Annotated in this window: 24 protein-coding genes; 12 read left to right on the top strand and 12 right to left on the bottom strand. The window is 59.4% G+C overall.

The features are described 5' to 3' along the window. Positions 1 to 125: 125 nt before the first annotated feature. Together AC1D19_RS06430 and AC1D19_RS06425 are read right to left on the bottom strand one after the other, a co-directional pair. A complete protein-coding gene (locus AC1D19_RS06430) occupies positions 126 to 1,343 on the bottom strand; it encodes an argininosuccinate synthase (RefSeq protein ID WP_007972320.1) in 1,218 nt (405 codons plus the stop codon). Positions 1,344 to 1,472: 129 nt separating this feature from the next. Then, positions 1,473 to 2,378 (bottom strand): flagellar protein MotY, encoded by a 906-nt coding sequence (locus tag AC1D19_RS06425; protein ID WP_477762710.1) that lies wholly within the window; start codon positions 2,376 to 2,378, stop codon positions 1,473 to 1,475. A 159-nt stretch (positions 2,379 to 2,537) separates the two neighbouring features. Between AC1D19_RS06425 and pyrC the strand changes: the two genes are divergently transcribed. Then, positions 2,538 to 3,584, top strand: coding sequence for a dihydroorotase (pyrC, locus tag AC1D19_RS06420; RefSeq protein ID WP_477752701.1), 1,047 nt, complete (start codon positions 2,538 to 2,540; stop codon positions 3,582 to 3,584). Next, positions 3,581 to 4,258, top strand: a complete 678-nt coding sequence (gene rnt, locus AC1D19_RS06415; RefSeq protein WP_046043606.1) for a ribonuclease T — start codon at positions 3,581 to 3,583, stop codon at positions 4,256 to 4,258. The genes pyrC and rnt overlap by 4 nt, the downstream gene beginning before the upstream one ends. 86 nt (positions 4,259 to 4,344) lie before the next feature. On the opposite strand, the gene AC1D19_RS06410 is transcribed toward rnt, so the two are convergent. Beyond that, the gene (locus AC1D19_RS06410; RefSeq protein WP_007971324.1) at positions 4,345 to 4,947 is read right to left on the bottom strand and encodes a peroxiredoxin; all 603 of its coding nucleotides are present in this window, start codon (positions 4,945 to 4,947) and stop codon (positions 4,345 to 4,347) included. Positions 4,948 to 5,258: 311 nt separating this feature from the next. Here AC1D19_RS06410 and AC1D19_RS06405 point away from each other — a divergent pair, with 311 nt between their 5' ends. Both AC1D19_RS06405 and bfr read left to right on the top strand, forming a co-directional pair. Next, complete coding sequence (locus AC1D19_RS06405; protein WP_008053520.1) at positions 5,259 to 5,477, top strand: bacterioferritin-associated ferredoxin; 219 nt, start codon at positions 5,259 to 5,261, stop codon at positions 5,475 to 5,477. Positions 5,478 to 5,675: 198 nt separating this feature from the next. Continuing rightward, entirely contained in the window at positions 5,676 to 6,149 is a 474-nt protein-coding gene (gene bfr, locus AC1D19_RS06400) for a bacterioferritin (protein WP_223548157.1), read from the top strand. A 176-nt stretch (positions 6,150 to 6,325) separates the two neighbouring features. Here the strand turns inward: bfr and grxD are convergent, their stop codons facing one another. Then, positions 6,326 to 6,667 (bottom strand): Grx4 family monothiol glutaredoxin, encoded by a 342-nt coding sequence (gene grxD, locus AC1D19_RS06395; RefSeq protein ID WP_477762709.1) that lies wholly within the window; start codon positions 6,665 to 6,667, stop codon positions 6,326 to 6,328. Between the two features lie 97 nt (positions 6,668 to 6,764). Next, positions 6,765 to 8,873, bottom strand: coding sequence for a molybdopterin oxidoreductase family protein (locus AC1D19_RS06390; RefSeq protein WP_477762708.1), 2,109 nt, complete (start codon positions 8,871 to 8,873; stop codon positions 6,765 to 6,767). Positions 8,874 to 9,434: 561 nt separating this feature from the next. On the opposite strand from AC1D19_RS06390, the gene argF reads away from it, so the two are divergent. Further along, positions 9,435 to 10,355: an ornithine carbamoyltransferase gene (argF, locus tag AC1D19_RS06385; protein ID WP_218426903.1), complete on the top strand. Its 921-nt coding sequence runs from the start codon at positions 9,435 to 9,437 to the stop codon at positions 10,353 to 10,355. Continuing rightward, positions 10,352 to 11,461, top strand: a complete 1,110-nt coding sequence (locus AC1D19_RS06380; protein WP_477760091.1) for an ABC transporter ATP-binding protein — start codon at positions 10,352 to 10,354, stop codon at positions 11,459 to 11,461. Before argF ends, AC1D19_RS06380 begins: the two co-directional genes overlap by 4 nt. A gap of 124 nt (positions 11,462 to 11,585) precedes the next feature. Here the strand turns inward: AC1D19_RS06380 and AC1D19_RS06375 are convergent, their stop codons facing one another. Next, positions 11,586 to 12,368 (bottom strand): PhzF family phenazine biosynthesis protein, encoded by a 783-nt coding sequence (locus AC1D19_RS06375; RefSeq protein WP_477762707.1) that lies wholly within the window; start codon positions 12,366 to 12,368, stop codon positions 11,586 to 11,588. 89 nt (positions 12,369 to 12,457) lie between these two features. Next, a complete protein-coding gene (gene ybaK / locus AC1D19_RS06370) occupies positions 12,458 to 12,928 on the bottom strand; it encodes a Cys-tRNA(Pro) deacylase (protein ID WP_477754246.1) in 471 nt (156 codons plus the stop codon). Between the two features lie 347 nt (positions 12,929 to 13,275). Between ybaK and AC1D19_RS06365 the strand changes: the two genes are divergently transcribed. From AC1D19_RS06365 to glpD, 4 genes are all read left to right on the top strand, one after another. Beyond that, positions 13,276 to 14,127, top strand: coding sequence for an MIP/aquaporin family protein (locus AC1D19_RS06365; RefSeq protein ID WP_477762706.1), 852 nt, complete (start codon positions 13,276 to 13,278; stop codon positions 14,125 to 14,127). Positions 14,128 to 14,201: 74 nt separating this feature from the next. Continuing rightward, a complete protein-coding gene (gene glpK, locus AC1D19_RS06360; RefSeq protein WP_477754248.1) occupies positions 14,202 to 15,707 on the top strand; it encodes a glycerol kinase GlpK in 1,506 nt (501 codons plus the stop codon). A 95-nt stretch (positions 15,708 to 15,802) separates the two neighbouring features. After that, positions 15,803 to 16,558 (top strand): DeoR/GlpR family transcriptional regulator, encoded by a 756-nt coding sequence (locus tag AC1D19_RS06355; RefSeq protein ID WP_007971301.1) that lies wholly within the window; start codon positions 15,803 to 15,805, stop codon positions 16,556 to 16,558. 270 nt (positions 16,559 to 16,828) lie between these two features. Next, positions 16,829 to 18,367, top strand: a complete 1,539-nt coding sequence (gene glpD / locus AC1D19_RS06350) for a glycerol-3-phosphate dehydrogenase (protein ID WP_477762705.1) — start codon at positions 16,829 to 16,831, stop codon at positions 18,365 to 18,367. Positions 18,368 to 18,434: 67 nt separating this feature from the next. Here glpD and AC1D19_RS06345 read toward each other — a convergent pair whose 3' ends face one another. The 3 genes from AC1D19_RS06345 to AC1D19_RS06335 form a co-directional block, all read right to left on the bottom strand. Beyond that, complete coding sequence (locus tag AC1D19_RS06345) at positions 18,435 to 19,541, bottom strand: NADH:flavin oxidoreductase/NADH oxidase (RefSeq protein ID WP_477754249.1); 1,107 nt, start codon at positions 19,539 to 19,541, stop codon at positions 18,435 to 18,437. A 266-nt stretch (positions 19,542 to 19,807) separates the two neighbouring features. Next, a complete protein-coding gene (gene recJ, locus AC1D19_RS06340; RefSeq protein ID WP_477762704.1) occupies positions 19,808 to 21,517 on the bottom strand; it encodes a single-stranded-DNA-specific exonuclease RecJ in 1,710 nt (569 codons plus the stop codon). Between the two features lie 66 nt (positions 21,518 to 21,583). Beyond that, positions 21,584 to 22,126 carry a YaeQ family protein gene (locus AC1D19_RS06335; RefSeq protein WP_223459916.1) on the bottom strand — a complete coding sequence of 181 codons (543 nt, stop codon included), beginning with the start codon at positions 22,124 to 22,126 and terminating at the stop codon, positions 21,584 to 21,586. 147 nt (positions 22,127 to 22,273) lie between these two features. Here AC1D19_RS06335 and AC1D19_RS06330 point away from each other — a divergent pair, with 147 nt between their 5' ends. Beyond that, the gene (locus AC1D19_RS06330) at positions 22,274 to 23,473 is read left to right on the top strand and encodes a CaiB/BaiF CoA transferase family protein (RefSeq protein WP_477760092.1); all 1,200 of its coding nucleotides are present in this window, start codon (positions 22,274 to 22,276) and stop codon (positions 23,471 to 23,473) included. Then, entirely contained in the window at positions 23,427 to 24,383 is a 957-nt protein-coding gene (locus AC1D19_RS06325; protein WP_477762703.1) for a TIGR02285 family protein, read from the top strand. The genes AC1D19_RS06330 and AC1D19_RS06325 overlap by 47 nt, the downstream gene beginning before the upstream one ends. A gap of 170 nt (positions 24,384 to 24,553) precedes the next feature. On the opposite strand, the gene AC1D19_RS06320 is transcribed toward AC1D19_RS06325, so the two are convergent. Beyond that, complete coding sequence (locus AC1D19_RS06320) at positions 24,554 to 24,841, bottom strand: DUF3509 domain-containing protein (RefSeq protein ID WP_477754252.1); 288 nt, start codon at positions 24,839 to 24,841, stop codon at positions 24,554 to 24,556. 160 nt (positions 24,842 to 25,001) lie between these two features. After that, positions 25,002 to 26,357 carry a transporter substrate-binding domain-containing protein gene (locus AC1D19_RS06315; RefSeq protein WP_477762702.1) on the bottom strand — a complete coding sequence of 452 codons (1,356 nt, stop codon included), beginning with the start codon at positions 26,355 to 26,357 and terminating at the stop codon, positions 25,002 to 25,004. Positions 26,358 to 26,454: the final 97 nt, after the last annotated feature.

Genomic DNA, 26,454 nt, shown 5'->3' with positions numbered 1-26,454 from the left:
AAAAACAGAAAATCATCAGCGAAAACGAAAACACCCGACAACGTAGTAACTGGCGTCACACCCCGTTTTCAGGTGCCTGACCTCGTCCTGGACGAGATCAGGCATCCATCACGATATCAAAGGTCTCAGAACAGCTTCCGGCCTTTGTTCGCTGCAATGCGCATGCGCAAGGCGTTGAGCTTGATGAAGCCCGCTGCATCCGCCTGGTTGTACGCGCCACCATCTTCTTCGAAGGTCGCGATATTGGCGTCAAACAGCGAGTCGTCGGACTTGCGGCCAGTGACGATCACATTGCCCTTGTACAGTTTCAGGCGCACAACGCCGTTCACGTTGACCTGGGACGCATCGATCATCTGTTGCAGCATCAGACGCTCAGGGCTCCACCAGTAGCCGGTGTAGATCAGGCTGGCGTACTTGGGCATCAGCTCGTCCTTGAGGTGAGCCACTTCGCGGTCCAGGGTGATCGATTCGATCGCACGGTGGGCACGCAGCATGATGGTGCCGCCCGGGGTTTCGTAGCAGCCACGGGACTTCATGCCCACGTAGCGGTTCTCGACGATGTCGAGACGGCCGATACCGTGTTCGCCACCGATACGGTTCAGGGTCGCCAGCACGGTGGCCGGAGTCATTTCGACGCCGTCCAGCGCGACGATGTCGCCGTTGCGGTAGGTCAGTTCCAGGTACTGCGGCTTGTCGGGTGCGTTTTCCGGGGAAACGGTCCAGCGCCACATGTCTTCTTCGTGCTCGGTCCAGGTGTCTTCCAGCACGCCGCCTTCATAGGAGATGTGCAGCAGGTTGGCATCCATCGAGTACGGGGATTTCTTCTTGCCGTGACGCTCGATCGGAATCGCGTGCTTCGCGGCGTAATCCATCAGCTTTTCACGGGACAGCAGGTCCCATTCGCGCCACGGAGCGATCACTTTCACGCCAGGCTTCAAGGCGTACGCGCCCAATTCGAAACGAACCTGGTCGTTGCCCTTGCCGGTGGCGCCGTGGGAAATGGCGTCAGCGCCGGTTTCGTTGGCGATTTCGATCAGGCGCTTGGCGATCAGCGGACGAGCGATGGAAGTACCCAGCAGGTACTCGCCTTCGTAAACGGTGTTGGCGCGGAACATCGGGAAAACGAAATCGCGCACGAACTCCTCGCGCAAGTCGTCGATGTAGATCTCTTTCACGCCCATGGCCTGAGCCTTGGCGCGTGCAGGTTCGACCTCTTCGCCCTGACCCAGGTCAGCGGTGAAGGTCACCACTTCACAGTTATAAGTATCCTGCAGCCACTTGAGGATCACCGAAGTGTCCAGGCCGCCGGAATACGCCAGAACGACCTTGTTTACGTCCGCCATGCCATCACTCCACGGGGTTCTACGGAAAGCCGGGAAGTCTACCGCTCATACAGAATAATTTACAGTGGCGCGACAGCTTATGACGACGAAGCGACAGATTCTGTCGAGGGCGCGACGATGACCGCCGGGTCAGGAAGTTGCCGAAGTGGCCGCTTTCGTCGCTTGCGGGGCGACTTGTTCCACAGGTGCTCCGCGCTCCAGGCGTACCGCTACCCGTCGGTTCTTCGCGCGGTTGGCGTTGTTGGTATTAGGCGCCAACGGATAACGCTCACCATGGAAACGCACGGTGATTTGCGACTCCTGGATGCCGTTGGCCTTGAAGAACTCCATCACTGCCAGGGCCCGGCGCCGCGACAAGTCGCGGTTGGTCAGACGGTTGCCACTGTTGTCGGAGTGACCGTCGAGCTCGATGCGATTGACCGTCGGATCGGCCTTCATGTACTCCAGCATCACCTGCAGCTTGGCCTTCGCGGCGCCGTCGAGCTCGATTCCGCCGCCGGGGAAGCCGATTTCGGATTGTTTCACCTGCTCAAAGTTCTGCGGCAACAGTTTGGCCACGCAGCTTTGGTAATCGGCAAACGCCTTGGTGAACCTGACCGGCAGCAAGCGCACTTCCGACACCCGGCCATCCCCCGCGAAATGGCGAACCACCGGGCTGCGACCGTCCATCAGTCCGCTGATCAGGCGTCCGGCCTGAACCTGTGAACTGTTGAACACCACGTTGCCGCTGCCGATTCTCACCGTGCCCAGGTTGATATCGTTACGCCCCGGTTGCCACGGCGCGGCAGCGGCCAGCAGCGTCGCCGAGCCACCGCCAATCATCGGGTTGTAGGTTTTCAGACGAAACGTCGCCTGCTCACCGGCACGACGCACGAACTCGCCCGAACCGAAGTCGGTAATCGGCTGAGTCATGCGGCATTCGAACTTGTCACCCTCGACCGTCCACTCAATGCTCTCCAGACGGGTCTGGAAAGTGAGCGCCATCGCGGGAAGGCTGGCAAACACACTGAGCAAGGCTAAAAAACGCTGGCGCACGGGAGGCTCCACTGGCTTCTACAACAAAAAGACCGACACACACATGTTTACGGCATACCCGTTGGATATCGGAAGCTTCGCGCAAAACTTGATAGCGAGTGCCTGCAAGAGTCTTTTCCGGTAGCATTCCCTTGAGTTTGACCCGCCTGGAATCCCCTCATGTCCGACCGCCTGACCCTGCTGCGTCCCGACGACTGGCATATTCATCTTCGCGATGGTGCCGTATTGACCAATACCGTCGCGGATGTCGCGCGCACCTTTGGCCGCGCCATCATCATGCCCAACCTGGTTCCACCGGTGCGCAACGCGGCCGAAGCCGACGGCTATCGCCAGCGGATTCTCGCTGCCCGCCCGGCCGGCAGCCTGTTCGAGCCACTGATGGTCCTGTACCTGACCGACCGCACCCAGCCTGAAGAAATTCGCGAGGCCAAGGCCAGCGGATTCATTCACGCCGCCAAGCTGTACCCGGCCGGCGCGACCACCAACTCGGACTCTGGCGTCACCAGCATCGACAAGATTTTCCCCGCACTCGAGGCCATGGCCGAAGTCGGGATGCCGTTGCTGGTTCACGGTGAAGTCACCCGTGGTGATGTCGACGTGTTCGACCGCGAAAAAATCTTCATCGATGAACACATGCGCCGTGTGGTCGAGCGCTTCCCGACCCTCAAAGTGGTCTTCGAGCACATCACCACCGCGGACGCCGTGCAGTTCGTCAACTCGGCTTCGGCCAACGTCGGCGCGACCATCACGGCTCACCACCTGCTGTACAACCGTAACCACATGCTGGTGGGCGGGATCCGGCCGCACTTCTATTGCCTGCCGATCCTCAAGCGCAATACCCACCAGGAAGCCCTGCTCGACGCCGCCACCAGCGGCAGCGAGAAGTTCTTCCTCGGCACCGACTCGGCGCCCCACGCCCAGCACGCCAAGGAAGCGGCCTGCGGTTGCGCCGGTTGCTACACCGCCTATGCGGCAATCGAGATGTATGCCGAAGCCTTCGAACAGCGCAATGCGCTGGACAAGCTCGAGGCCTTCGCCAGCCTCAACGGCCCGCGCTTCTACGGCCTGCCGGCCAACACCGATCGCATCACCCTGGTCCGCGAAGAATGGACCACCCCGACCAGCCTGCCATTTGGCGAGCTGACCGTTATCCCGCTGCGCGCCGGTGAAAAACTGCGCTGGCGCCTGCTGGAGGAACACGCGTGAGTGAAGACCATTTCGACGACGAACTGGAAGGCAACGGCGGCGGAGGTGGCCCTCGTCATCCAATGGCGGCCAGGTTCCGTGGTTACCTGCCGGTTGTCGTCGACGTAGAAACCGGTGGTTTCAATTCGGCCACCGATGCCCTTCTGGAGATCGCCGCGACCACCATCGCCATGGATGAAAAGGGTTTTGTTTATCCGGATCACACCTACTTCTTCCGTGTCGAGCCGTTCGAAGGCGCGAACATCGAAGCGGCGGCCCTGGAGTTCACCGGGATCAAGCTCGATCACCCGCTGCGCATGGCCGTGAGTGAAGAGTCTGCCCTGAACGATATCTTCCGCGGCGTGCGCAAAGCCCTCAAGGCCAATGGTTGCAAACGGGCGATCCTGGTCGGGCATAACAGCAGCTTCGACCTGGGCTTCCTGAATGCAGCGGTTGCGCGCCTGGACATGAAGCGCAATCCGTTCCATCCGTTCTCCAGTTTCGATACCGCAACGCTCGCGGGCCTGGCCTACGGCCAAACCGTGCTGGCCAAGGCGTGCCAGGCAGCGGACATCGATTTCGATGGCCGCGAGGCTCACTCGGCCCGTTACGACACCGAGAAGACCGCTGAGCTGTTCTGCGGCATCGTCAATCGCTGGAAGCAAATGGGCGGTTGGGAAGATTTCGACGATTGATGTCGTCGGGTTTATCCCGCCCATAAAAAAACCGGCCTCGAAGGCCGGTTTTTTTGTACCTGCTTTTTATAGCTGAAGCGTGCGCCTTACAGAGCGGCAGCGTGCTCGGTCAGGTAAGCCGCAACGCCTTCTGGCGAAGCGTTCATGCCTTTATCGCCTTTTTTCCAGTTGGCAGGGCAGACTTCGCCGTGCTCTTCGTGGAATTGCAGAGCGTCGACCAGACGCAGCAGCTCTTCCATATTACGGCCCAGCGGCAGGTCGTTGATGATCTGCGAACGGACAACACCTTTGTCGTCGATCAGGAACGCGCCACGGAAAGCCACGCCGTCAGCGGACTGAACGTCGTAGGCTTTCATGATTTCCTGCTTGATGTCGGCAGCCATGGTGTAGCGAACTTCGCCGATACCGCCATTGTTGACCGGGGTGTTGCGCCAGGCGTTGTGGGTGAAGTGCGAGTCGATCGACACAGCGACCACTTCAACGTTACGCGCCTTGAACTCGGACATGCGGTTGTCCAGAGCGATCAGTTCGGACGGGCAAACGAAGGTGAAGTCCAGTGGGTAGAAGAACACCAGGCCGTATTTGCCTTTGATCGCCGAGGACAGGGTGAAGCTGTCAACGATCTCGCCATTGCCGAGTACGGCCGGTACGGTGAAGTCAGGGGCTTGCTTGCCTACGAGTACGCTCATTGGATATCTCCTGGTGTAATAGCGTGAGAAACAGGGTTCGCATCAGCCTGCCACCCTGAGGCGACAGCCCTGTGACACGATCCCCGGTCGCAAAAGACCGGCCATCATACACCGCGTGTTTGAGCTGGCTTAGCTGTTTTTTCCCCGTACGATGAAATCCCCGACGGTTTTGTATCACCAATTTGTCAGGCAGACCATTCGTCAGCCATACTCATTTATGACAAAAAGTGCTCTGAAACCACTTTGACAATCATTCTCGTTAACATTAAGATCCATCGCAATTGAGTCACAATCAGCGACGGACCTTCCTTATGTATGTTTGCCTCTGCACTGGCGTCACCGACGGTCAAATCCGCGATGCGATCTATGAAGGATGCTGCAGCTACAAGGAAGTCCGTGTGGCTACCGGCGTTGCCAGTCAATGCGGCAAATGTGCCTGCCTCGCCAAGGAAGTGGTCCGCGAGACCCTGACCAAACTGCAAACGGCCCAGGCTGCAATTCCCTTTCCAGCAGAATTTACCGCGGCTTAACTATCGAATATCAAAGAACCGGACATACGTCCGGTTTTTTTATGCCTCAAAATCAACTAGTTATGCTCTAGACGCGGAACACAAACATTCTTATTCAGATTAATTTTCATTTAAGTTTCAATAACTTAGGTTTGACACCCTTAAATACGCGGCTCAGACTCTGCCCTATTGACAGCTAATAAAGGGCAGGACCCCATCATGAAAGGCGACGTTACAGTCATCCAGCATCTCAACAAGATCCTCGCCAATGAGCTGGTCGCGATCAATCAATACTTCCTGCATGCGCGCATGTATGAAGATTGGGGCCTGAACAAGCTCGGCAAGCACGAGTACCACGAATCCATCGACGAGATGAAGCACGCGGACAAGCTGATCAAGCGGATCCTGTTCCTTGAAGGCCTGCCGAACGTCCAGGACCTGGGCAAGCTGCACATCGGCGAACACACCAAGGAAATGCTGGAGTGCGATCTGCGTATCGAACGCACCGGTCACGCTGATCTCAAGGTGGCTATCGCTCATTGCGAAACAGTCGGCGACTTCGGTAGCCGTGAGCTGCTTGAAGATATCCTCGAGTCCGAAGAAGAACATATCGACTGGCTGGAAACCCAGTTGGGCCTGATCGATAAAATCGGACTCGAGAACTATCTGCAATCGCAGATGGGCGAAGAGTAGGAGCTGCCGCAGGCTGCGATCCTGGGGATTGCAGCGGCAACTTTGCAGTAACTATCCAGACACAATAAAAAGCCCCGCACTCTTTCGAGTAGCGGGGCTTTTTATTTGCCGAAGATCAAAAGATCGTCCGAACGCGGCCCGAGCCTGCGGCAGCTCCTACAGGGGAGCCAAGCGAATCAGGCTTCGGTCTTTGGAACAGCTGCCTTGGCGGCGGCGTCCTTGATCAGGCTCTGCAGCGAACCGTCAGCAGCCATTTCAGTCATGATGTCGCTACCGCCGACCAGCTCACCGGCAACCCACAGTTGCGGGAAGGTTGGCCAGTTGGCGTATTTTGGCAGGTTGGCGCGGATTTCCGGGTTCTGCAGGATGTCCACGTACGCAAACTTTTCGCCACACGCCATCACGGCCTGCGCGGCTTTCGCGGAGAAGCCGCACTGCGGGGCATTCGGCGAGCCTTTCATGTAAAGCAGAATGGTGTTGTTGGCAATCTGCTCTTTAATCGTTTCGATGATATCCATGGAGCACCTCGGCTGAACTTTCCGACTCATGGGTCGGCACGGTGGCGCATTGTAACGGAAAGCCGAGCGCCCTGCTCGGTCTCTCCGTCAGACTGACTCAAGCTGCGGCCACGGTCACCGGTACGCCATTGAGCGCGGCATTTCCCGACAGTTCGTCAAGCCGGCATTCGTCGGTCAGGTCGTTGGCGCTTGAGCCCGGCTGACTGCTGGCAATCGACATTTGCACGCCCGGCCGCGCGTGACCCCAGCCGTGAGGGAGGCTGACCACGCCTTTCATCATGTCCAGACTGCCAAGCACTTCGACCTCAATTACCCCCACCCGCGAGCTGACCCGCACACGTTGCCCGTCACTGAGCCCGCGACTGGCCAGGTCGTCCGGATGCATCAGCAACTGGTGACGTGGTTTGCCCTTCACCAACCTATGATAGTTATGCATCCATGAGTTGTTGCTGCGTACATGCCGGCGGCCAATCATCAACAACTCGTCGGCGGCCGGCGCCTGCAAGGCTGCGAAGCGCGTCAGGTCAGCGAGAATCGCGGCCGGCGCGGCCTGGATGCGTTGATTGGCAGTCTTCAGGCGTGGTGCCAGGTTAGGCTTGAGAGCGCCCAGATCGACGCCATGGGGATGATCGAACAAAGTCGCCAGCGAGAGTTTGTGCTCTGACGTGTCGCCGTACATCCCCATGCGCAGACCGCGATCGATCATTTGTGCGGGGGCGATGGTGGGTTTCAACTCTTTGCCGGTCCTGGCGGCAAATGTCTTGGCCAGCCCGACGAAGATCTCCCAGTCGTGCAATGCACCTTCGGGCTTGGCGAGGATGGCGCGGTTGAAGCGGCTGACGTTGCGCACCGCAAACAGGTTGAACGTGGTGTCGTAATGGTCGTTTTCCAGCGCCGATGTGGACGGCAGGATCAGGTCGGCGTAACGCGTGGTTTCATTGATGTACAGGTCGATGCTGACCATGAACTCCAACCCGTCCAGCGCCTGCTCGAGCTTTCGGCCATTGGGCGTGGACAGCACCGGATTGCCAGCCACAGTGATCAACGCCCGGACTTGCCCCTCCCCTTCGATGAGCATCTCTTCGGCCAGCGCCGAGACAGGTAGTTCTCCGGCGTATTCCGGGCGCCCGGAAACCCGGCTCTGCCACAGATTGAAATGCCCGCCCGAAGTCGTCGCCACCAGATCCACCGCTGGCTCGGTGCACAAGGCACCACCCACGCGATCGAGATTGCCGGTGACCAGATTGATCAACTGCACCACCCAGTGGCACAGCGTACCGAAGGCCTGGGTCGAAACGCCCATGCGGCCATAGCAGACTGCACTCGGTGCCGCGGCGAAGTCCCGCGCCAACTGGCGGATCTGTTCGGCCGGTACGGCGCACAACGGACTCATGGCCTCGGCAGTGAACGGCGCGACAGCCTCGCGCACGTCCTCCAGGCCGTCCACCGGCAGATGGCTGTCGCGGGTCAGACCGTCAGCGAACAAGGTATTGAGCATGCCGAACAACAGCGCGGCATCACCACCCGGGCGCACAAACAGATGCTGATCGGCAATCGCCGCCGTCTCACTACGGCGCGGATCGACCACCACCACTTTGCCACCCCGGGCCTGTATCGCCTTCAAGCGTTTTTCCACATCTGGCACGGTCATGATGCTGCCGTTTGAAGCCAGCGGGTTGCCGCCCAGGATCAGCATGAAATCGGTGTGATCGATGTCCGGGATCGGCAGCAACAAACCGTGGCCGTACATCAAATGACTGGTCAGGTGATGGGGCAATTGATCGACCGACGTCGCGGAAAACCGGTTGCGGGTTTTCAGCAGGCCGAGGAAATAATTGCTGTGGGTCATCAGCCCGTAATTGTGCACGCTCGGATTGCCCTGATAGACCGCCACGGCGTTTTGCCCGTGACGCTCCTGAATGGCGGCGAGGCGTTCGGCGACCAGATTGAATGCCGCTTCCCACTCGATGGGCTGCCACTCATTGCCCACCCGCTGCATCGGCTGATGCAGGCGATCCGGATCGTTCTGAATGTCTTGCAACGCCACGGCCTTGGGGCAGATGTGCCCACGGCTGAACGTATCCTGGGGGTCGCCCTTGATCGATGTGATCTGGACGTTACCACCTTCGACCTCAGTGGTTTCGATGGTCAGGCCACAGATGGCTTCGCACAAATGGCACGCACGGTGATGGAGAGTCTTGGTCATGGCCAGTCACTGTCTTGTTATGGGCGGGCAACGATGGCCGCGGAAACAAAACTATGGCGCCAGACCCGCCGCCACGCCAGCGACGTGCGTCTTGTGAATCGAGGGTTATCAGGCCAGCCGATGGCCGCCGGAGTTCAGTTCGAAGGCAGCCTGGACAGCGCTCCTGAAGGGTTTCAATCGGCCCGTGGGGGCCCTGCACGCAGGTCAGTTCGCCGATCAGGCACCAGTGTTCGTCGAGCCCGGCGCTGATGAATGACAGGTCAGAAACCGACTGTCAGCGCACCATTGCCGCCCCGCCTGATTGCCAAGCCCCGAGGGGCCGGTGTACAAATGAGGCGCTGCTATCAGGAAACAGGCTTCAAAAGCGCTACCTCGGTGAACCCGTAGCACCTCTGAAACTCCCTAAAAACTGTAGCCCTATTGGTAAGACGCGACATTTAATTATAAGATCGCGCCTTCCCCTATTTCGTCGCCCCGTGCGGCTTACGCCGCAGGTCTCGCCCGTTGTTCCGTTAAACAAGGCTTTGAGCATCTGCGGTTTGTAGCAAAAGGTAGTCAATGATGAGCGCAAGGCACTTTCTCTCCCTGATGGATTGCACGCCCGAAGAGCTGGTCAGCGTGATCCGTCGAGGCGTTGAGCTCAAGGACCTGCGTAACCGCGGCGTACTGTTCGAGCCTCTGAAAAACCGCGTCCTGGGGATGATTTTCGAGAAATCCTCGACCCGCACCCGGATCTCCTTCGAGGCCGGCATGATCCAGCTCGGCGGCCAGGCGATCTTTCTGTCGCCACGTGACACCCAGTTGGGTCGTGGCGAGCCGATCGGCGACTGCGCCATCGTCATGTCGAGCATGCTCGACGCAGTGATGATCCGTACCTTTGCCCACAGCAACCTGACCGAATTCGCCGCCAACTCCCGCGTACCGGTAATCAACGGCCTGTCCGATGACCTGCATCCGTGCCAGTTGCTGGCCGACATGCAGACCTTCCTCGAACACCGCGGCTCCATCCAGGGCAAGACCGTGGCCTGGATCGGCGACGGCAACAATATGTGCAACAGTTATATAGAAGCGGCGATCCAGTTCGACTTCCAGTTGCGCGTGGCCTGCCCGGAAGGCTACGAGCCCAATCCTGAATTCGTGGCCAAAGCCGGCGATCGGGTCACCATCGTTCGCGACCCGAAAGAAGCCGTGCGCGGTGCACACCTGGTGAGCACCGACGTCTGGACCTCCATGGGTCAGGAAGAAGAAACCGCCAAGCGTCTTAAGCTGTTCGCACCGTACCAGGTCAACCGCGCCCTGCTTGACCTGGCCGCTGAAGACGTACTGTTCATGCATTGCCTGCCGGCGCACCGCGGCGAAGAAATCAGCGTCGATCTGCTCGACGACAAACGTTCGGTGGCCTGGGATCAGGCCGAAAACCGCCTGCACGCGCAAAAGGCCTTGCTCGAGTTTCTCGTCGAACCGGCGTACCACCACGCATGAGCCAGCCTTTACTGCTTAACCTGCGCAACCTCGCCTGCGGCTATCAGGACCAGCGTGTAGTACAGAACCTGAACCTGCACCTGAACGCTGGTGACATCGGTTGCCTGCTCGGCTCTTCGGGCTGCGGCAAGACCACCACACTACGGGCGATTGCCGGCTTTGAACCGATACATGAAGGCGAAATCCAGCTGGCGGGCGAAACCATCTCCAGCGCCGGCTTCACCCTTGCTCCGGAGAAACGTCGCATAGGCATGGTGTTCCAGGACTACGCGCTGTTTCCGCATTTGAGCGTGGCCGACAACATCGCCTTCGGCATTCGCAAGCATCCGCAAATGGATCGCGTTACCGAAGAACTGCTGGAACTGGTCAACCTGAAGAACCTCGGCAAGCGCTTCCCCCACGAACTTTCAGGTGGCCAGCAGCAACGTGTCGCCCTGGCCCGCGCACTGGCGCCGGATCCGCAATTGCTGTTGCTCGACGAGCCGTTCTCCAACCTCGATGGTGAATTGCGCCGCAAGCTCAGCCACGAAGTACGCGACATCCTCAAGGCCCGAGGCACCAGCGCGATTCTGGTGACTCACGACCAGGAAGAAGCCTTCGCAGTCAGTGACCACATTGGCGTGTTCAAGGAAGGTCGCCTGGAACAGTGGGATACGCCCTACAACCTGTATCACGAACCGCTGACACCCTTCGTGGCGAGTTTCATCGGCCAGGGCTATTTCATTCGCGGTCAGTTGAGCAGCCCGGAATCGGTGCAAACCGAGCTCGGCGAATTGCGCGGCAACCGGGCCTACACCTGGCCGGTAGGCGGTGCGGTTGATGTGCTGCTGCGCCCGGACGATATCGTCTACGCGCCGGATAGCGCACTGAAGGCGCGAATCGCCGGCAAGACGTTCCTGGGTGCGTCGACCCTGTATCGCTTGCAGCTGCCGACAGGCGCACAGCTGGAATCGATCTTCCCGAGCCATGTCGATCGCCAGGTTGGGGCGGATGTGGGTATTCGTGTCGCGGCTGAACACTTGGTGCTGTTCCAGGCGTCCGGCAGCACGGCGGCGCAGATTCCTGCTGTTGAATCAGGTGTCCGGCGTTACAGCGCCGCTAGCTGATACACAAAAACCCTGTAGGAGCGAGCTTGCTCGCGAAAAACGTCTGGATAACGCGTTCCTTCCGGTTGCACGCGTTATCGTTGTCGTCCATCGCGAGCAAGCTCGCTCCTACATTGGATTTGCGTTAACCCAACATCAGCGTTCCACGCGCTACCAAGGTCGCATTCCCGCCGATCTTCACTCGATCGCCTTCCAGTCGACAGAACAGCTCCCCACCCCGCGCCGAACGCTGAAAAGCCGTCAGGCTCGACTTGCCCAAATGCTTTGACCAGTACGGAATCAGAAGGCAATGGGTCGATCCGGTCACCGGGTCTTCATTGATGCCGATTGCCGGGGCGAAATAGCGGGAAACGAAATCGTGCTGCTCGCCCCGCGCCGTCACGATGGCGCCCAACCATGGCAGTTTCGCCAGGGCCACCATGTCCGGCTTGCAGTCGAGCACGGCTTGCTCCGACTCCAGCACCACGAACAGTTCATTCGAACCCAGTACCTCAACAGCCTTCACACCCAGTGCACGCTCAATTTCCGAGACCACGTTCACCGGTGACGCAGTGATCGCCGGGAAGTCCAGCCACAGGCCTGCGCCCTCCCGCGTCACGCTCAACGGGCCGGACTTACAGGTGAAGTCCAGTCGCTCGACAGGCTCTTTATAGATCTCAAACAGCACATAGGCGCTAGCCAGCGTCGCGTGACCACACAATGGCACCTCGGTGGTCGGCGTAAACCAGCGGATGTGCCAGCCCTGCCCTTCGCGCACGACAAACGCCGTTTCGGCGAGGTTGTGCTCGGCGGCAATCTTTTGCATCAACTCATCGGCGAGCCAGGTATCGAGCCGATAGACCATCGCCGGGTTACCACTGAACGGCTGATTGCTGAACGCGTCGACCTGATGAAACTCAAGCTGCATAACCTTCTCCCTTGGTTTGTCCGCTGAGCATGCAGCGCCGGCCGAATGAGCGCCAGTGACAGAGCGGGCAGATTTTCACCATACAGCGCTCACACCCGACCGATATCGGCAAATTTCGCCTGGGTGTGCTCGGCCAGCACGGCCGGTGCCAGTTCGACTTCCAGTCCACGTCGACCCGCACTGACAAAAATACTGGCGAAGGACTGGGCTGAATTATCGATGAATGTGCGCAAGCGCTTTTTCTGCCCCAGCGGACTGATCCCGCCCAATAGATAGCCAGTAGAGCGTTGCGCTGCCGCCGGGTCGGCCATTTCGACCTTTTTCACGCCCGCGGCGTGGGCCAGCCCTTTCAAGTCCAGGCTGCCGACAACCGGCACCACGGCCACCAGCAACTCGCCCTTTTCGCTGGCCGCCAGCAAAGTCTTGAACACCTGCGCCGGATCGAGCCCGAGTTTTTCCGCCGCTTCCAACCCGTAGGAGGCGGCCTTCGGGTCATGTTCGTAACTGTGTACGCGATGTTCGGCCCGAACCTTTTTCAACAAATCCAATGCGGGGGTCATGACAGCTCCAGACTGGGCGGCAGAAGAAAAATACTGCGCCCGATTCTAGGACATTGATCGTTAAAAGGCTCTACGGCGGCGCATCCATAACGCCATTGCCTGGCCATCCCATTGCGCAATGACTCATTCATTCATGCAACGAATAGTTTTTTTGTGACCGATGGTTCACTTTCGACCTTTGACATCAGCGTTTCTTGTCTATATTTTTTCGTTTCTGAAACTGTACGAAACGTCCTACCGCTGCACCCAGCAGTAAACCGCGACCAGGATGGGGATCCTGCCTCGGCGAAAAACGCGCTCCGACCATGATGGGAAAAGCGCCAGACAACAAAAAAATTGAGGTTTCAATGACAACTGTTTTACAACAACCGTCGCTCTCGAGCCAATGCATGGCCGAGTTTCTGGGTACAGCGCTGCTGATCTTTTTTGGTACAGGCTGTGTTGCCGCGCTCAAGGTCGCGGGTGCCAGTTTTGGCTTGTGGGAAATCAGCGTTATCTGGGGCGTCGGCGTCAGCATGGCGATCTACCTTACCGCCGGGGTTTCCGGGGCTCATCTGAACCCTGCCGTCAGTATTGCCCTGAGCATTTTCGCGGACTTCGAAAAGCGTAAATTGCCTTTCTACGTACTCGCCCAAGTGGCGGGTGCCTTCTGTGGAGCGCTGTTGGTCTACACGCTCTACAGCAATCTATTCTTCGAATTCGAACAAACGCACCACATGGTTCGCGGCACTCACGCCAGCCTTGAGTTGGCCTCCGTGTTCTCCACCTTCCCGAATCCTGTGCTGACCACCGCCCAGGCATTTCTGGTCGAGGTGATCATTACAGCCATCCTGATGGGCGTGATCATGTCCCTGACCGATGACAACAATGGCCTGCCAAAAGGCCCGTTGGCACCGCTGCTGATCGGCCTGCTGATTGCGGTGATCGGCAGTTCGATGGGACCGCTGACCGGTTTTGCCATGAACCCTGCGCGGGACTTCGGTCCTAAACTGATGACTTTCTTCGCTGGCTGGGGTGAAATTTCCTTCACCGGCGGACGCGATATTCCGTATTTCCTGATTCCTGTTTTTGCACCGATTGTCGGTGCCTGCCTCGGCGCCGCCGCCTATCGCGGGCTGATTGCCCGCCATCTGCACGGCGCTGTACCTGCTACAAAGGATGCAACAGCTGCCATTGACGGCAAACCCAGAACTTCTTGATACCGTTGGCGCGTGCCCCTGCCCTTTGATCACGCGCCAGACCTCACTCCCTTATTTCGTCCAAGGCAATCGACATGACCGACACACAGAATAAGAACTACATCATTGCCCTCGATCAGGGTACGACCAGCTCCCGCGCGATCATTTTCGACCGCGACGCGAACGTGGTCTGCACCGCCCAACGGGAGTTCGCTCAGCATTACCCGCAAGCCGGTTGGGTTGAGCACGATCCGATGGAGATCTTCGCCACCCAGAGCGCAGTGATGGTCGAGGCCCTTGCACAAGCCGGCCTGCACCATGACCAGGTAGCAGCCATCGGCATCACCAACCAGCGCGAAACCACCGTGGTCTGGGACAAGAACACCGGCCGCCCGATCTACAACGCAATCGTCTGGCAGTGCCGACGCAGCACCGAGATCTGCCAGCAACTGAAGCGCGATGGCCACGAGCAATACATCAGCGACACCACAGGCCTGGTCACCGACCCGTATTTCTCCGGCACCAAGCTCAAGTGGATCCTCGACAACGTCGAAGGCAGCCGCGAACGCGCGCGCAACGGTGAGCTGCTGTTCGGCACCGTCGACAGCTGGTTGATCTGGAAATTTACCGGCGGCAAGGTGCATGTCACCGACTACACCAACGCTTCGCGCACCATGCTCTTCAACATCCACACCCTGGAGTGGGACGCGAAGATGCTGGAAGTCCTCGACATCCCGCGTGAGATGCTCCCGCAAGTCAAATCGTCGTCCGAGATCTACGGCCACACCAAAAGCGGCATCGCCATCGGCGGCATTGCCGGTGACCAGCAAGCCGCTCTGTTCGGCCAGATGTGTGTCGAGCCAGGCCAGGCGAAAAACACCTACGGCACTGGCTGCTTCTTGCTGATGAACACTGGCGACAAAGCCGTGAAATCCCGACACGGCATGCTGACCACCATCGCCTGCGGCCCGCGTGGCGAGGTGGCCTATGCCCTGGAAGGTGCGGTGTTCAACGGCGGCTCCACCGTGCAATGGCTGCGTGACGAACTGAAGATCATCAACGACGCCCACGACACCGAATACTTCGCCAACAAGGTCAAGGACAGCAACGGCGTGTACCTGGTGCCGGCCTTCACCGGACTTGGCGCACCGTACTGGGACCCGTACGCCCGTGGTGCATTGTTCGGACTGACCCGCGGCGTACGCGTGGATCACATCATTCGGGCCGCGCTGGAATCGATTGCCTACCAGACCCGTGACGTGCTGGACGCCATGCAGCAAGACTCTGGGGAGCGTCTGAAAGCTCTGCGCGTGGACGGCGGTGCAGTGGCCAACAATTTCCTCATGCAGTTCCAGGCCGACATCCTCGGCACGCAGGTCGAGCGCCCGCAAATGCGCGAAACCACGGCGCTGGGTGCGGCTTACCTGGCAGGCCTGGCCTGTGGCTTCTGGGGCAGCCTGGAAGAGTTGCGTGGCAAGGCTGTGATCGAGCGCCAGTTCGAGCCGACGCTGGACGAAGCTGCGAAGGAAAAACTCTACGCAGGGTGGAAAAAAGCGGTCAGCCGTACTCGCAATTGGGCGGCTGAAGACGAGGCTGAATAAACCGGGATACGGGCTCGTATCTGTATGTAACTGGTCGGGAGCGGATTCCTGCGGCATCATGGGCAAATTTTGCACGGCAGCCCAAAGGACGCCCAATGAATCTGCCTCCCCGTCAGCAGCAAATCCTCGAACTGGTCCGCGAACGCGGCTATGTCAGTATCGAGGAAATGGCCACGTTGTTCGTTGTTACCCCGCAGACCATCCGCCGCGACATCAATCAGCTCGCGGAAGCCAATTTGTTGCGTCGCTACCACGGCGGCGCGGCTTACGACTCCAGCGTTGAAAACACCGCCTACGCCATGCGCGCCGATCAGATGCGCGACGAGAAACAGCGTATCGGCGAAGCCATTGCCGCGCAGATTCCCGACCATGCCTCGTTGTTCATCAACATCGGCACGACCACCGAATCCATTGCCCGGGCACTGCTCAACCACAGTCACCTGAAAATCATCACCAACAACCTGCATGTGGCTTCGATGCTCAGCGCCAAGGACGACTTCGACGTGCTGCTGACCGGTGGCAACGTACGGCGCGACGGCGGTGTGGTCGGTCAGGCCAGTGTCGATTTCATCAATCAGTTCAAGGTCGACTTCGCCCTGGTCGGCATCAGCGGCATCGATGAAGACGGCAGCCTGCTGGACTTCGACTATCAGGAAGTGCGGGTATCCCAGGCGATCATCGCCAATGCCCGGCAAGTGATCCTCGCGGCCGACTCCAGCAAATTCGGACGCAACGCCATGATTCGCCTGGGGCCGATCAGCCTCGTCGATTGCCTGGTCACCGATCAGCAGCCTTCCCCGGCGCTGGCGCAACTGCTGAACCAGCACAAGGTTCGGCTGGAGGTTGTTTAACACCGAAGGTGGTTAAACAACCTGTAGGAGCCGGCTTGCCGGCGAAGGCGATTTCAGGAGCGCGTTCGCCGGCAAGCCGGCTCCTACAGCACTTACGCGACACTCCTCCCTTCTTTCAATGTTCGAATATTTTCCTTTGATGCCCCCTCGATGAGTATTTTCAATCGAAGCTGGCTGGCTGTGCGCGTCTTTATGGGCTAGTATTTTCGCAAATGAACATTAATGTTCGAATTCAAATACAGAACATCAAAGAACTCCGAGGCCGAGCCGATGCCCACTTCCACCTTGCCCACGCCCCCTCTCGCCGAGGTTTACGATATCGCCGTCATCGGTGGCGGGATCAATGGCGTGGGGATCGCAGCGGATGCCGCCGGTCGCGGTCTCTCGGTGTTCCTTTGCGAAAAGGATGACCTGGCCAGCCATACCTCGTCGGCCAGCAGCAAGCTGATTCACGGTGGCCTGCGCTACCTCGAGCATTACGAATTCCGCCTGGTGCGTGAAGCCTTGGCCGAACGTGAAGTACTGCTGGCCAAGGCTCCGCACATCGTCAAGCAAATGCGTTTCGTGTTGCCGCACCGCCCGCACCTGCGCCCGGCGTGGATGATTCGCGCCGGTCTGTTTCTCTATGACAACCTGGGCAAGCGCGAGCAACTGCAAGGTTCGAAAAGCCTGAAGTTCGGCCCTGACAACGCACTGAAAAGCGAGATCACCAAGGGCTTCGAATACTCCGATTGCTGGGTGGATGACGCGCGCCTGGTGGTGTTGAACGCCATGGCCGCCCGGGAAAACGGCGCCCACGTTCACACCCAGACCCGCTGCGTCAGCGCGCGTCGCACCAAGGGCCTGTGGCACCTGCACCTGGAGCGTGCCGATGGCAGTCTGTTTTCGATCCGCGCCAAGGCATTGGTCAATGCGGCCGGGCCATGGGTCGCCAAGTTCATTCGCGATGACTTGAAGATGGAATCGCCATACGGCATCCGCCTGATCCAGGGCAGCCATCTGATCGTGCCGAAACTATACGAAGGCGAACACGCGCACATCCTGCAGAACGAAGATCAGCGCATCGTGTTCACCATTCCGTACCTGAATCACTTCACCCTGATCGGCACCACCGACCGCGAGTACACCGGCGATCCGGCGAAAGTGGCAATTACCGATGGCGAAACCGATTACCTGCTGAACGTGGTCAATGCCCATTTCAAAAAGCAGATCAGCCGCGACGACATCCTGCACAGCTATTCCGGTGTGCGCCCGCTGTGCAACGACGAATCCGACAACCCGTCGGCCGTGACCCGCGATTACACCCTGGCGCTGTCTGGCACAGGCGAAGAGGCTCCGTTGCTGTCGGTGTTCGGCGGCAAGCTCACCACCTATCGCAAACTGGCCGAGTCGGCGCTGGCGCAACTGGCACCGTATTTCAAACACATCAAGCCAAGCTGGACCGCCAGCGCCACGCTGCCGGGCGGTGAAGGCATGACCACCCCGCAAGCCTTGAGCTCGCGTATCCGCGACAAATTCGACTGGGTACCGAGCGAGATCGCTCGCCGCTGGGCCACCACCTACGGCAGCCGTACCTGGCGTATGCTCGAAGGCGTACAGGACCTCAGCGATATGGGCGAGCACATCGGCGGCGGTCTCTACACCCGCGAAGTCGACTATCTGTGCAACGAAGAATGGGCCACCAGCGCCCACGACATCCTCTGGCGTCGCAGCAAGCTCGGTTTGTTCACGACGGTGGCCGAGCAGGAAAAGCTCAAGGACTACCTGAACAAGGTCGAACTGAACCGCAGCAAGATCGAAGCGGCCTGATCGGTCACCGGCATAAACAAAAGCCCCTGAATCTCGCGATTCAGGGGCTTTTTCGTATCGATGGATTTCAGTCGCGCAAATCCGATTCATGAATCGGCTGCTCACGGTGAGTCGCCCGCTGATACTGCGCCGGCCACACGGCCTTGTGCCCGCCCAGATCGTCATCTGCATGCAACGCCCAGTAGGGATCGCGCAACAACTCACGGGCCAGGAAGATGATGTCCGCCTGACAGGTGCGCAGGATGTGCTCGGCCTGGGCCGGCTCGGTGATCATGCCAACCGTGCCGGTGGCCATGCCCGACTCCTTGCGTACACGCTCGGCGAAGCGGGTCTGGTAACCCGGCCCTGTGGGAATCTCCGCATTCACCGCCGTCCCGCCCGACGAGACGTCGATCAGGTCGACCCCCAGGGCTTTGAGGCGGCGTGCCAGTTCCACCGTTTCATCGGGGTTCCAGCCATCTTCCACCCAGTCGGTGGCCGAGACTCGGACAAACACCGGCAACTCTTCAGGCCACACCGCACGCACCGCTTCGGTGACCTGCAGCACCAGCCGAATACGATTTTCGAAGGAGCCGCCATATTGATCGCGACGCTGATTGCTCAACGGCGACAGGAACTGATGCAGCAGGTAACCATGGGCCGCGTGCACTTCGACCACCTTGAAACCGGCCGTCAGTGAGCGTTTTGCCGCATCGACAAAGGCCTGGATCACCTTCGCGATCTCGCCGTCATCCAGTTGTCTGGGTTGGGTGTGCTGTGGATCGAACGCGATCGGTGAAGGTCCGACCGGCACCCAGCCGCCCTCATCGGGCTTGACGCTGCCATGCTTGCCGAGCCACGGCCGGTAGGTGCTGGCCTTGCGCCCGGCATGGGCCAGCTGAATGCCGGCAACGGCGCCCTGGGCGTTGATGAAGCGGGTGATGCGTTGCAGGGGTTCGATCTGCTCGTCATTCCACAGACCGAGGTCCTGAGCGGTGATACGCCCGTCGGCGGTGACCGCCGTGGCTTCGGTAAACACCAGCCCGGCCCCGCCGACAGCGCGGCTGCCGAGGTGGACCAGGTGCCAGTCATTGGCCAGGCCATCGGCACTGGAGTACTGGCACATCGGCGATACCGCGATGCGGTTGGGCAGGGTCAATTGGCGAAGGGTAAAGGGTTCAAGCAGCAGACTCATGGGGCACCTCTCGAATCAGTGGGCAGGCTCCAGGTTCTGTTTGAATAGTCGACGAGTGACAGGAAAAAGGTACAGCACCCGCCCCCGCGGGCAAAAAATTCGACAAGACGTCACAAGGCCAAAATCAAGCAGTGCTTAGAGCCTAGTCGACATCGGAGATCAGTGGAGGGTTCAAGAAAAGATCGCAGCCTTCGGCAGCTCCTACAAAGGCATGACGTACACCTGTAGGAGCTGCCGAAGGCTGCGATCTTTTGATCTTTAACGCACTATCGCGGTTCGATGTGGGCAATCATCAGCTGGACCGTCTCGTTGCCACGAAACTCGTTGAGGTCGAGTTTGTAGGCCAGTTCCACCCACTTGATGGTCGGATTCGGCCAGATGTCGCGGTCGATCCCGAAGGCAATGCCGTCGAGTTTCACCGAGCCACATTCACTTTTGAGCACGACTTTAAGGTGCCGTTCGCCAACGACGCGCTGCTCGACCAACTGGAACACCCCATGAAACAAGGGTTCCGGGAAGTGTTGCCCCCAAGGGCCGGCATGCCGCAAGGCACGGGCCAGCTCCAGGTGGAACTCTTCCACCGCCAGGGTGCCGTCCGACAACAGGCGGCCAGTCAGGTCTTCTTCGCGCAGTTGCCGGCGCACTTCAGCGTCGAAGGCTTCGGCGAACAAGGGGAAGTTCGCTTCCGGCAGCGTCAGGCCGGCCGCCATCGCGTGGCCACCGTATTTGGTGATCAGATTCGGATGCTGCGCCGCCACCACGCTCAGGGCGTCGCGGATGTGAAAGCCCTGGACCGAACGCCCCGAGCCCTTGAGCAGGCCATCTCCGGCATCGGCAAAGGCGATGGTCGGGCGGAAATAGCGCTCTTTCATCCGTGACGCGAGGATACCGATGACGCCCTGATGCCACTCGGGATCGAACAGGCACAAGCCGAACGGCATCGACTCCACCGGCAGATCCTTGAGCTGCGCCAGCGCTTCACGCTGCATACCTTGCTCGATGGATTTGCGATCCTGGTTCATGCCGTCCAGTTGCGCCGCCATCTCACGGGCCAGACCGGCGTCTTCGGTCAGCAGGCATTCGATGCCCAGGCTCATGTCATCCAGGCGCCCCGCCGCGTTCAGCCGCGGGCCGACAATGAAGCCCAGGTCGGTGGAAGTGATACGTGCATGGTCACGCTTGGCCACCTCGAGGATCGCCTTGATCCCCGGCCGGGAACGTCCGGCACGAATGCGCTCCAGGCCCTGATGCACCAGAATCCGGTTGTTGGCATCCAGCGGCACCACGTCGGCCACACTGCCCAAGGCCACCAGATCGAGCAGTTCGCCGATATTCGGCTGCGGCTTGCTTGTGTACCAGCCCAGTTCGCGCAACCGCGCACGCAGGGCCATCAGCACATAGAAAATCACTCCGACCCCGGCCAGTGCCTTGCTCGGGAACTCGCAACCTGGCTGGTTCGGATTGACGATGGCGTCGGCTAACGGCAGCTCGTCACCGGGCAAGTGGTGATCGGTAACCAGCACCTTGAGCCCGGCCTTTTTCGCCGCGGCCACGCCTTCGACGCTGGAGATGCCGTTGTCGACGGTAATCAGTAAATGCGGCTGACGCTCAAGCGCCACCGCGACGATCTCCGGTGTCAGGCCGTAGCCGTAGTCGAAACGGTTTGGCACCAGATAATCGACATGCGCCGCGCCCAGCAAACGCAGGCCCAGCGTACCCACAGTGCTGGCCGTCGCGCCGTCGGCATCGAAGTCGCCGACGATAAGAATGCGCTGGCGCTGTTCGAGCGCCGTCACCAGCAGATCCACGGCGGCATCGATGCCCTTGAGCTGCTGGAACGGAATCAACCGCGCCAGGCTCTTGTCCAGTTCTGCCTCGGATTGCACACCCCGCGCCGCGTACAGGCGGGTCAGCAGCGGCGGAATATCACCGAGGAATGGCAGGGTGTCGGGCAGCAAGCGAGGTTCGATGCGCATGGGGTGAATGATGCTTCTCTTCGATACGTAGGATAAAACCGGGTGACGCGGTGCAATGGCGAATAATCAGCCGCGCTCACCGGCCAGCCACTGCAACTGGACTTCGTGCTGACCACGGTCGTCGGTGACGAAAATCGTTCCTTCGCTGATCATCACGTCCCACTTGATAACGCGCGGCATGTCTTTGGCCAGGGTTTCCAGGACTTCCTGCGGAACAGCCGCGATATGTACGTTTTTCAGATTTTTGATAGCCGGGATCACTTTGGTTTCCCAGACGCGCAGGCTGCCATAGGCCAGCAGGCTGGTGCGCTCGGTGCGGCGCGAGCACCAGGTCAGGCGCTCGGCATCGGGCTGGCCGACTTCGATCCAGTGCAGGACGCGGTCATCCAGACTTTTTTCCCACAAGGCCGGTTCATCCACTTCCGACAGACCACGGCCAAAAGACAGTTGCTCGTTGTACCAGAGGGCGTAGGCCAGCAGGCGCACGGTCATGCGCTCTTCGGTTTCCGAAGGGTGACGGGCGATGGTCTGCTTCACGCTCTCGTAGACGCTGCGGTCAAGGTCGGTGAGGTTCAGTTCAAACTTGTAGGTCGTGGACGGCTGGGCCATGAACGGGCTTCTTGATACGAGGAAAGGCGGCAAGTCTAACCGATGCGACGGGCAATCCACGAATTGAACACAATCAAGCTGGAGCGCCTGACAGTCGGCTATGTTAAAACGCTCTAATCGCTCATCCCTTGTCCTGCAGGATCCCGCATGCCGCTCACCGCCAAACCGCTTTCCGGTCTGAAAGTCATCGAATTGGGTACCTTGATTGCCGGCCCGTTTGCTTCGCGCATTTGCGCTGAATTCGGTGCCGATGTGATCAAGGTCGAGTCCCCGGACGGCGGTGATCCATTGCGCAAATGGCGCAAGTTGTATGAAGGCACTTCGTTGTGGTGGTTCGTCCAGGCCCGCAATAAAAAGTCCCTGACCCTCAATCTCAAGCACCCTGACGGTCAGGCGATCCTGAAACAGCTGCTGGGTGAAGCCGACATTCTGATCGAAAACTTTCGTCCCGGCGTCCTGGAGAAACTCGGCCTGGGCTGGGACGTCCTGCACACCTTGAACCCGAAACTGGTCATGGTGCGGCTGTCGGGTTTCGGCCAGACCGGCCCGATGAAAGATCAGCCCGGCTTTGGCGCAGTTGGTGAATCCATGGGGGGCCTGCGCTACATCACCGGCTTCGAAGACCGGCCACCGGTGCGCACCGGCATTTCCATCGGCGACTCGATTGCCGCGCTCTGGGGCGTGATCGGCGCACTGATGGCCCTGCGTCATCGCGAGGTCAACGGTGGCCAGGGGCAAGTGGTGGACGTGGCGCTGTACGAAGCCATCTTCGCGATGATGGAAAGCATGGTCCCGGAGTTCGATGTGTTCGGCTTCATTCGCGAACGCACGGGCAACATCATGCCGGGCATCACCCCGTCCTCGATCCACACCAGCGCCGATGGCAAGCACGTGCAGATCGGCGCCAATGGCGACGCGATTTTCAAACGCTTCATGCTGATCATTGACCGGGAAGACCTGGCCAACGATCCTCTGCTTGCCAGCAACGATGGCCGCGATGCCCGACGCGACGAGATTTATGGCGTCATCGATCGCTGGGTCAACTCGTTGCCGCTGGACACGGTGCTGGCGCGGCTCAATCAGGCCGAGGTGCCGGCCAGCCGGATCTTCAGCGCCGAAGACATGTTCAATGACCCTCAGTACCTGGCGCGGGAAATGTTCCTGCAGGCCAAGCTGCCGGACGGCAAAGACTTCAAGATGCCGGGCATTGTGCCGAAACTCTCAGAGACACCTGGGGAATGTGAATGGGTCGGGCCACAACTGGGTGAGCACAACGCACAGGTACTCCAGGAACTTGGCTATGACGCGACGCAGATCGCACAGTTGCGCAAAGACGGAGCCATCTGAACCGAGGCGCCTGCCTCGATGCTGCCCGTCGCGCGGCGGGCAGCTGCTGCGCATGCTGGCGATTTTGCTCTTGCTCCTTGAAACGGTCCCATCAGCTCTGGCGCAAACCAGGGAAACCCTGATCTGGCTCAAACGCGACCTGCCGCCGCTGACGATCTTCGACGGCCCGAAAAAAGGCCAGGGCGTTATCGATCAACTGCTTCCACTGTTGATTGCCGGCATGCCGCAGTACCAGCACATCGTGATGAGGGTCAATCGCGCGCGTGGATTGCAAATGCTCCACGAGCCGTCCCTCGTCTGCGACGCGGCGCTGAACTGGAGCAAGGAACGGGAAAAGTGGATCGCCTTTTCCATCCCGGTCTTCCGCGCCATGAGCAATGGCCTGGCCGTGCGGCGCGTCGACCAGAAAGTGCTGACACCCTTTATCAAGGACGGCGAAGTGGACCTGGCAGCGCTGCTCGCCAGCGGCAGCGAAAAACTGGGGATTATTGCCGAGCGCAATTATGGCGAATACCTCGACGAGTTGCTCAAGCAAGCGCCAGCCGACGCGCTGACCGCTCATTACGGTAATGACGCCTTGGGCAGCCTGCTACAGATGCAGCGCCTGGGACGCTTGCGCCTGCTGTTGGGTTATCGCCCGGAAATTCGTTACCAGGCCTCACTGCAAGGTATCGCCGAAGATGAATTGCAGTTCTATCCGATCCGTGGCACTGGCAAGTACCTGTCCGGTTACATCGGCTGCACCGACACGCCAAAGGGCCGGCAGGCCATTGTCGAGATCAACCAGGTGCTGCGCACCCTTCCCCGTGAACGCCTTGACGAGGCCTACGCCGCCTGGCTGGATCCGGAGAGTCGCAGCGATTACTTGAAAGACACCAAGGCGTTTTTCGACAATCTGGCGCAGCCATGACAAATCCCGGGCAAAAAGAAACCCCGGGAAGTGGGGAGACGACCCGGGGTTAAACTTGGCCTGCCTGGAGACCAGTAGCAGCAAGCTACAAGCACCGGAGCACAATGCTTGATCCTGCTGTTACAAAGTCTGACTGACCTGGGCGCGGGAAGGTTCCCACAAATATCCGTTCAATTGCGGCTGGCCAGAAGCTTGTCCTGCGCCGCATTACGCAATGCCGCGATGACACAAGGCTCAAGGCGCCCTTCAGCGATCAGCACGTCGCGATGCAAACCGTCGACCACATCCGTCAGCAGCCGTTTGTCATTCAACTGGACCTGATTGAACGCGCGCTCGACCACGGTCGCGCCGATAGCATTCTTCAAGGTTATCCGGCATTCGCCACGAATGCCTGATGGGGTCAACGTGACCTGATACGGGCTCAGCGCCTCACCGAGCAACAGACTGATACTTTCCATCCCGATCACCACTCAATAGTCCGAAACAACGTGCCTGGGGCATGCCTGAAAAAGATGACCGCTGGCCCGAGAAGAAAGTTCTGGATACTGACCGCAAGCGAACCTGCAGCCCAGTCAAGAGAGCATGCACGGCGAACATGACAGAGAAAAAACGTAACCATCACGTCTGTCGGGTACGTCGGGCGATGTCGGCCCAGCCCCCCAACAATCCTCGTAGCTGGCCATCTGCCGTGTAAAACGGCACCGTCCACTGGTAGATATCCCTGACGCCTTCCTTGAACATCAATTGACGCTCGAAAAAGCGCGTCCTGCGCGTACTCAACTGCGCCAGAAACTCGGCATGCAACAGTTCAGCGGTTTGTCTGGGCATGACATCGACCTCGATCAACTGCCGCCCCTGCATCCGGTCAAAACGTGTCGACAAGGCGTCCTCATAACTTTTGTTGCACATGATCAAGCGCCCTTGCAGATCACGGACAAACATCGGGTCAGGCATGGCATCCATCAGGGCATGCTGGAAGGCGAGCTGATCGCGCAGACTCCTTTGGGCCTCGACCCGTTGCCTGACCACCACCGCCAACCGCCGATTCCAGAGCAGGGACAACAGCCCGAACAGGCTGAGCACAAACATACCCCAGCAGACCCACTGGTCAATCCGCTGCCAGAGACCAGGCGGCTGTGGCACGGTAGCGCCGCCGAACCACTTCAGGCGAAGGTCGCGCAGCTCCTGCGCAGGAAACGCCTCAAGCGCCTTGTTGAGGATACTCAGCAACTGCGGCTGACCTTTGCGCAACGTCAGATAATCCGCATCCCATTTGCCCGGCACCACAGCCCCGATCTGCAGCCGACCCGACGGAAAATGCTGGGCGCCGATTTCGTTTTCGATGGTGACGTAGGCTTCGTCGCTTTCAACCCAGGCACGGGCTTCGGCGTAGGTTTTAACCGAACGCAATTCGATGGACGGATAATCACGACGGATCACCGCTTCCAGTGCATGCCGGGTCGGCAGCACCAGTACCCCCGTCGCCATATCCTCCAGCGACTGCACCGGCGGCGCCCCAGCCTGCCCGACAAAGACCCATCCGGCACCGCCGAACGCATGGCTGAAATCGAGAAATACCTTGCGTTCGTCATTCATCGCCAGGGTCGTACTCAAATCCGCCGCGCCGCTTTCCAGATGGGCCAGCATCTGATCGGTGGAAAAAGACTGTTCGTAAACGAACTGCAACCCCGTCATGTCACTGATGCGCTTGAGCAGATCACTGTTCAAGCCCGTCCATTGGCCATGTTCATCCTTGAACAGGTACAACGGATATTCCAGTGCCGTGACCACGACCCGTGGATGGCTGGCCATCCATTGCAACTCCTGGTCATTCAGCACGACCTTTGAGTGGGGGGCAGACATCCCGCGTTCCGGAATCGATGCAGGGTTCGCCCCTCCCCATTCGGCGATTCCCAGCATGCCGAATAAAAACAGCCAGCGTGCGACTGGCTTGAACACACTTGTAAACAGCATTCCCACGTCCTTGGTGATCCATTCGCCTGTCCCTTCGCGGCGATAACACGACAAGTGTGCATGCAGAAATGAAAAAGCCCGTCAGGAGACGGGCTTC

The organism is Pseudomonas sp. P1_C12 (genome assembly GCF_056406435.1).
Note: the sequence above shows the minus strand (reverse complement) of the source record. Positions and strands in the feature narration are given on the sequence as shown.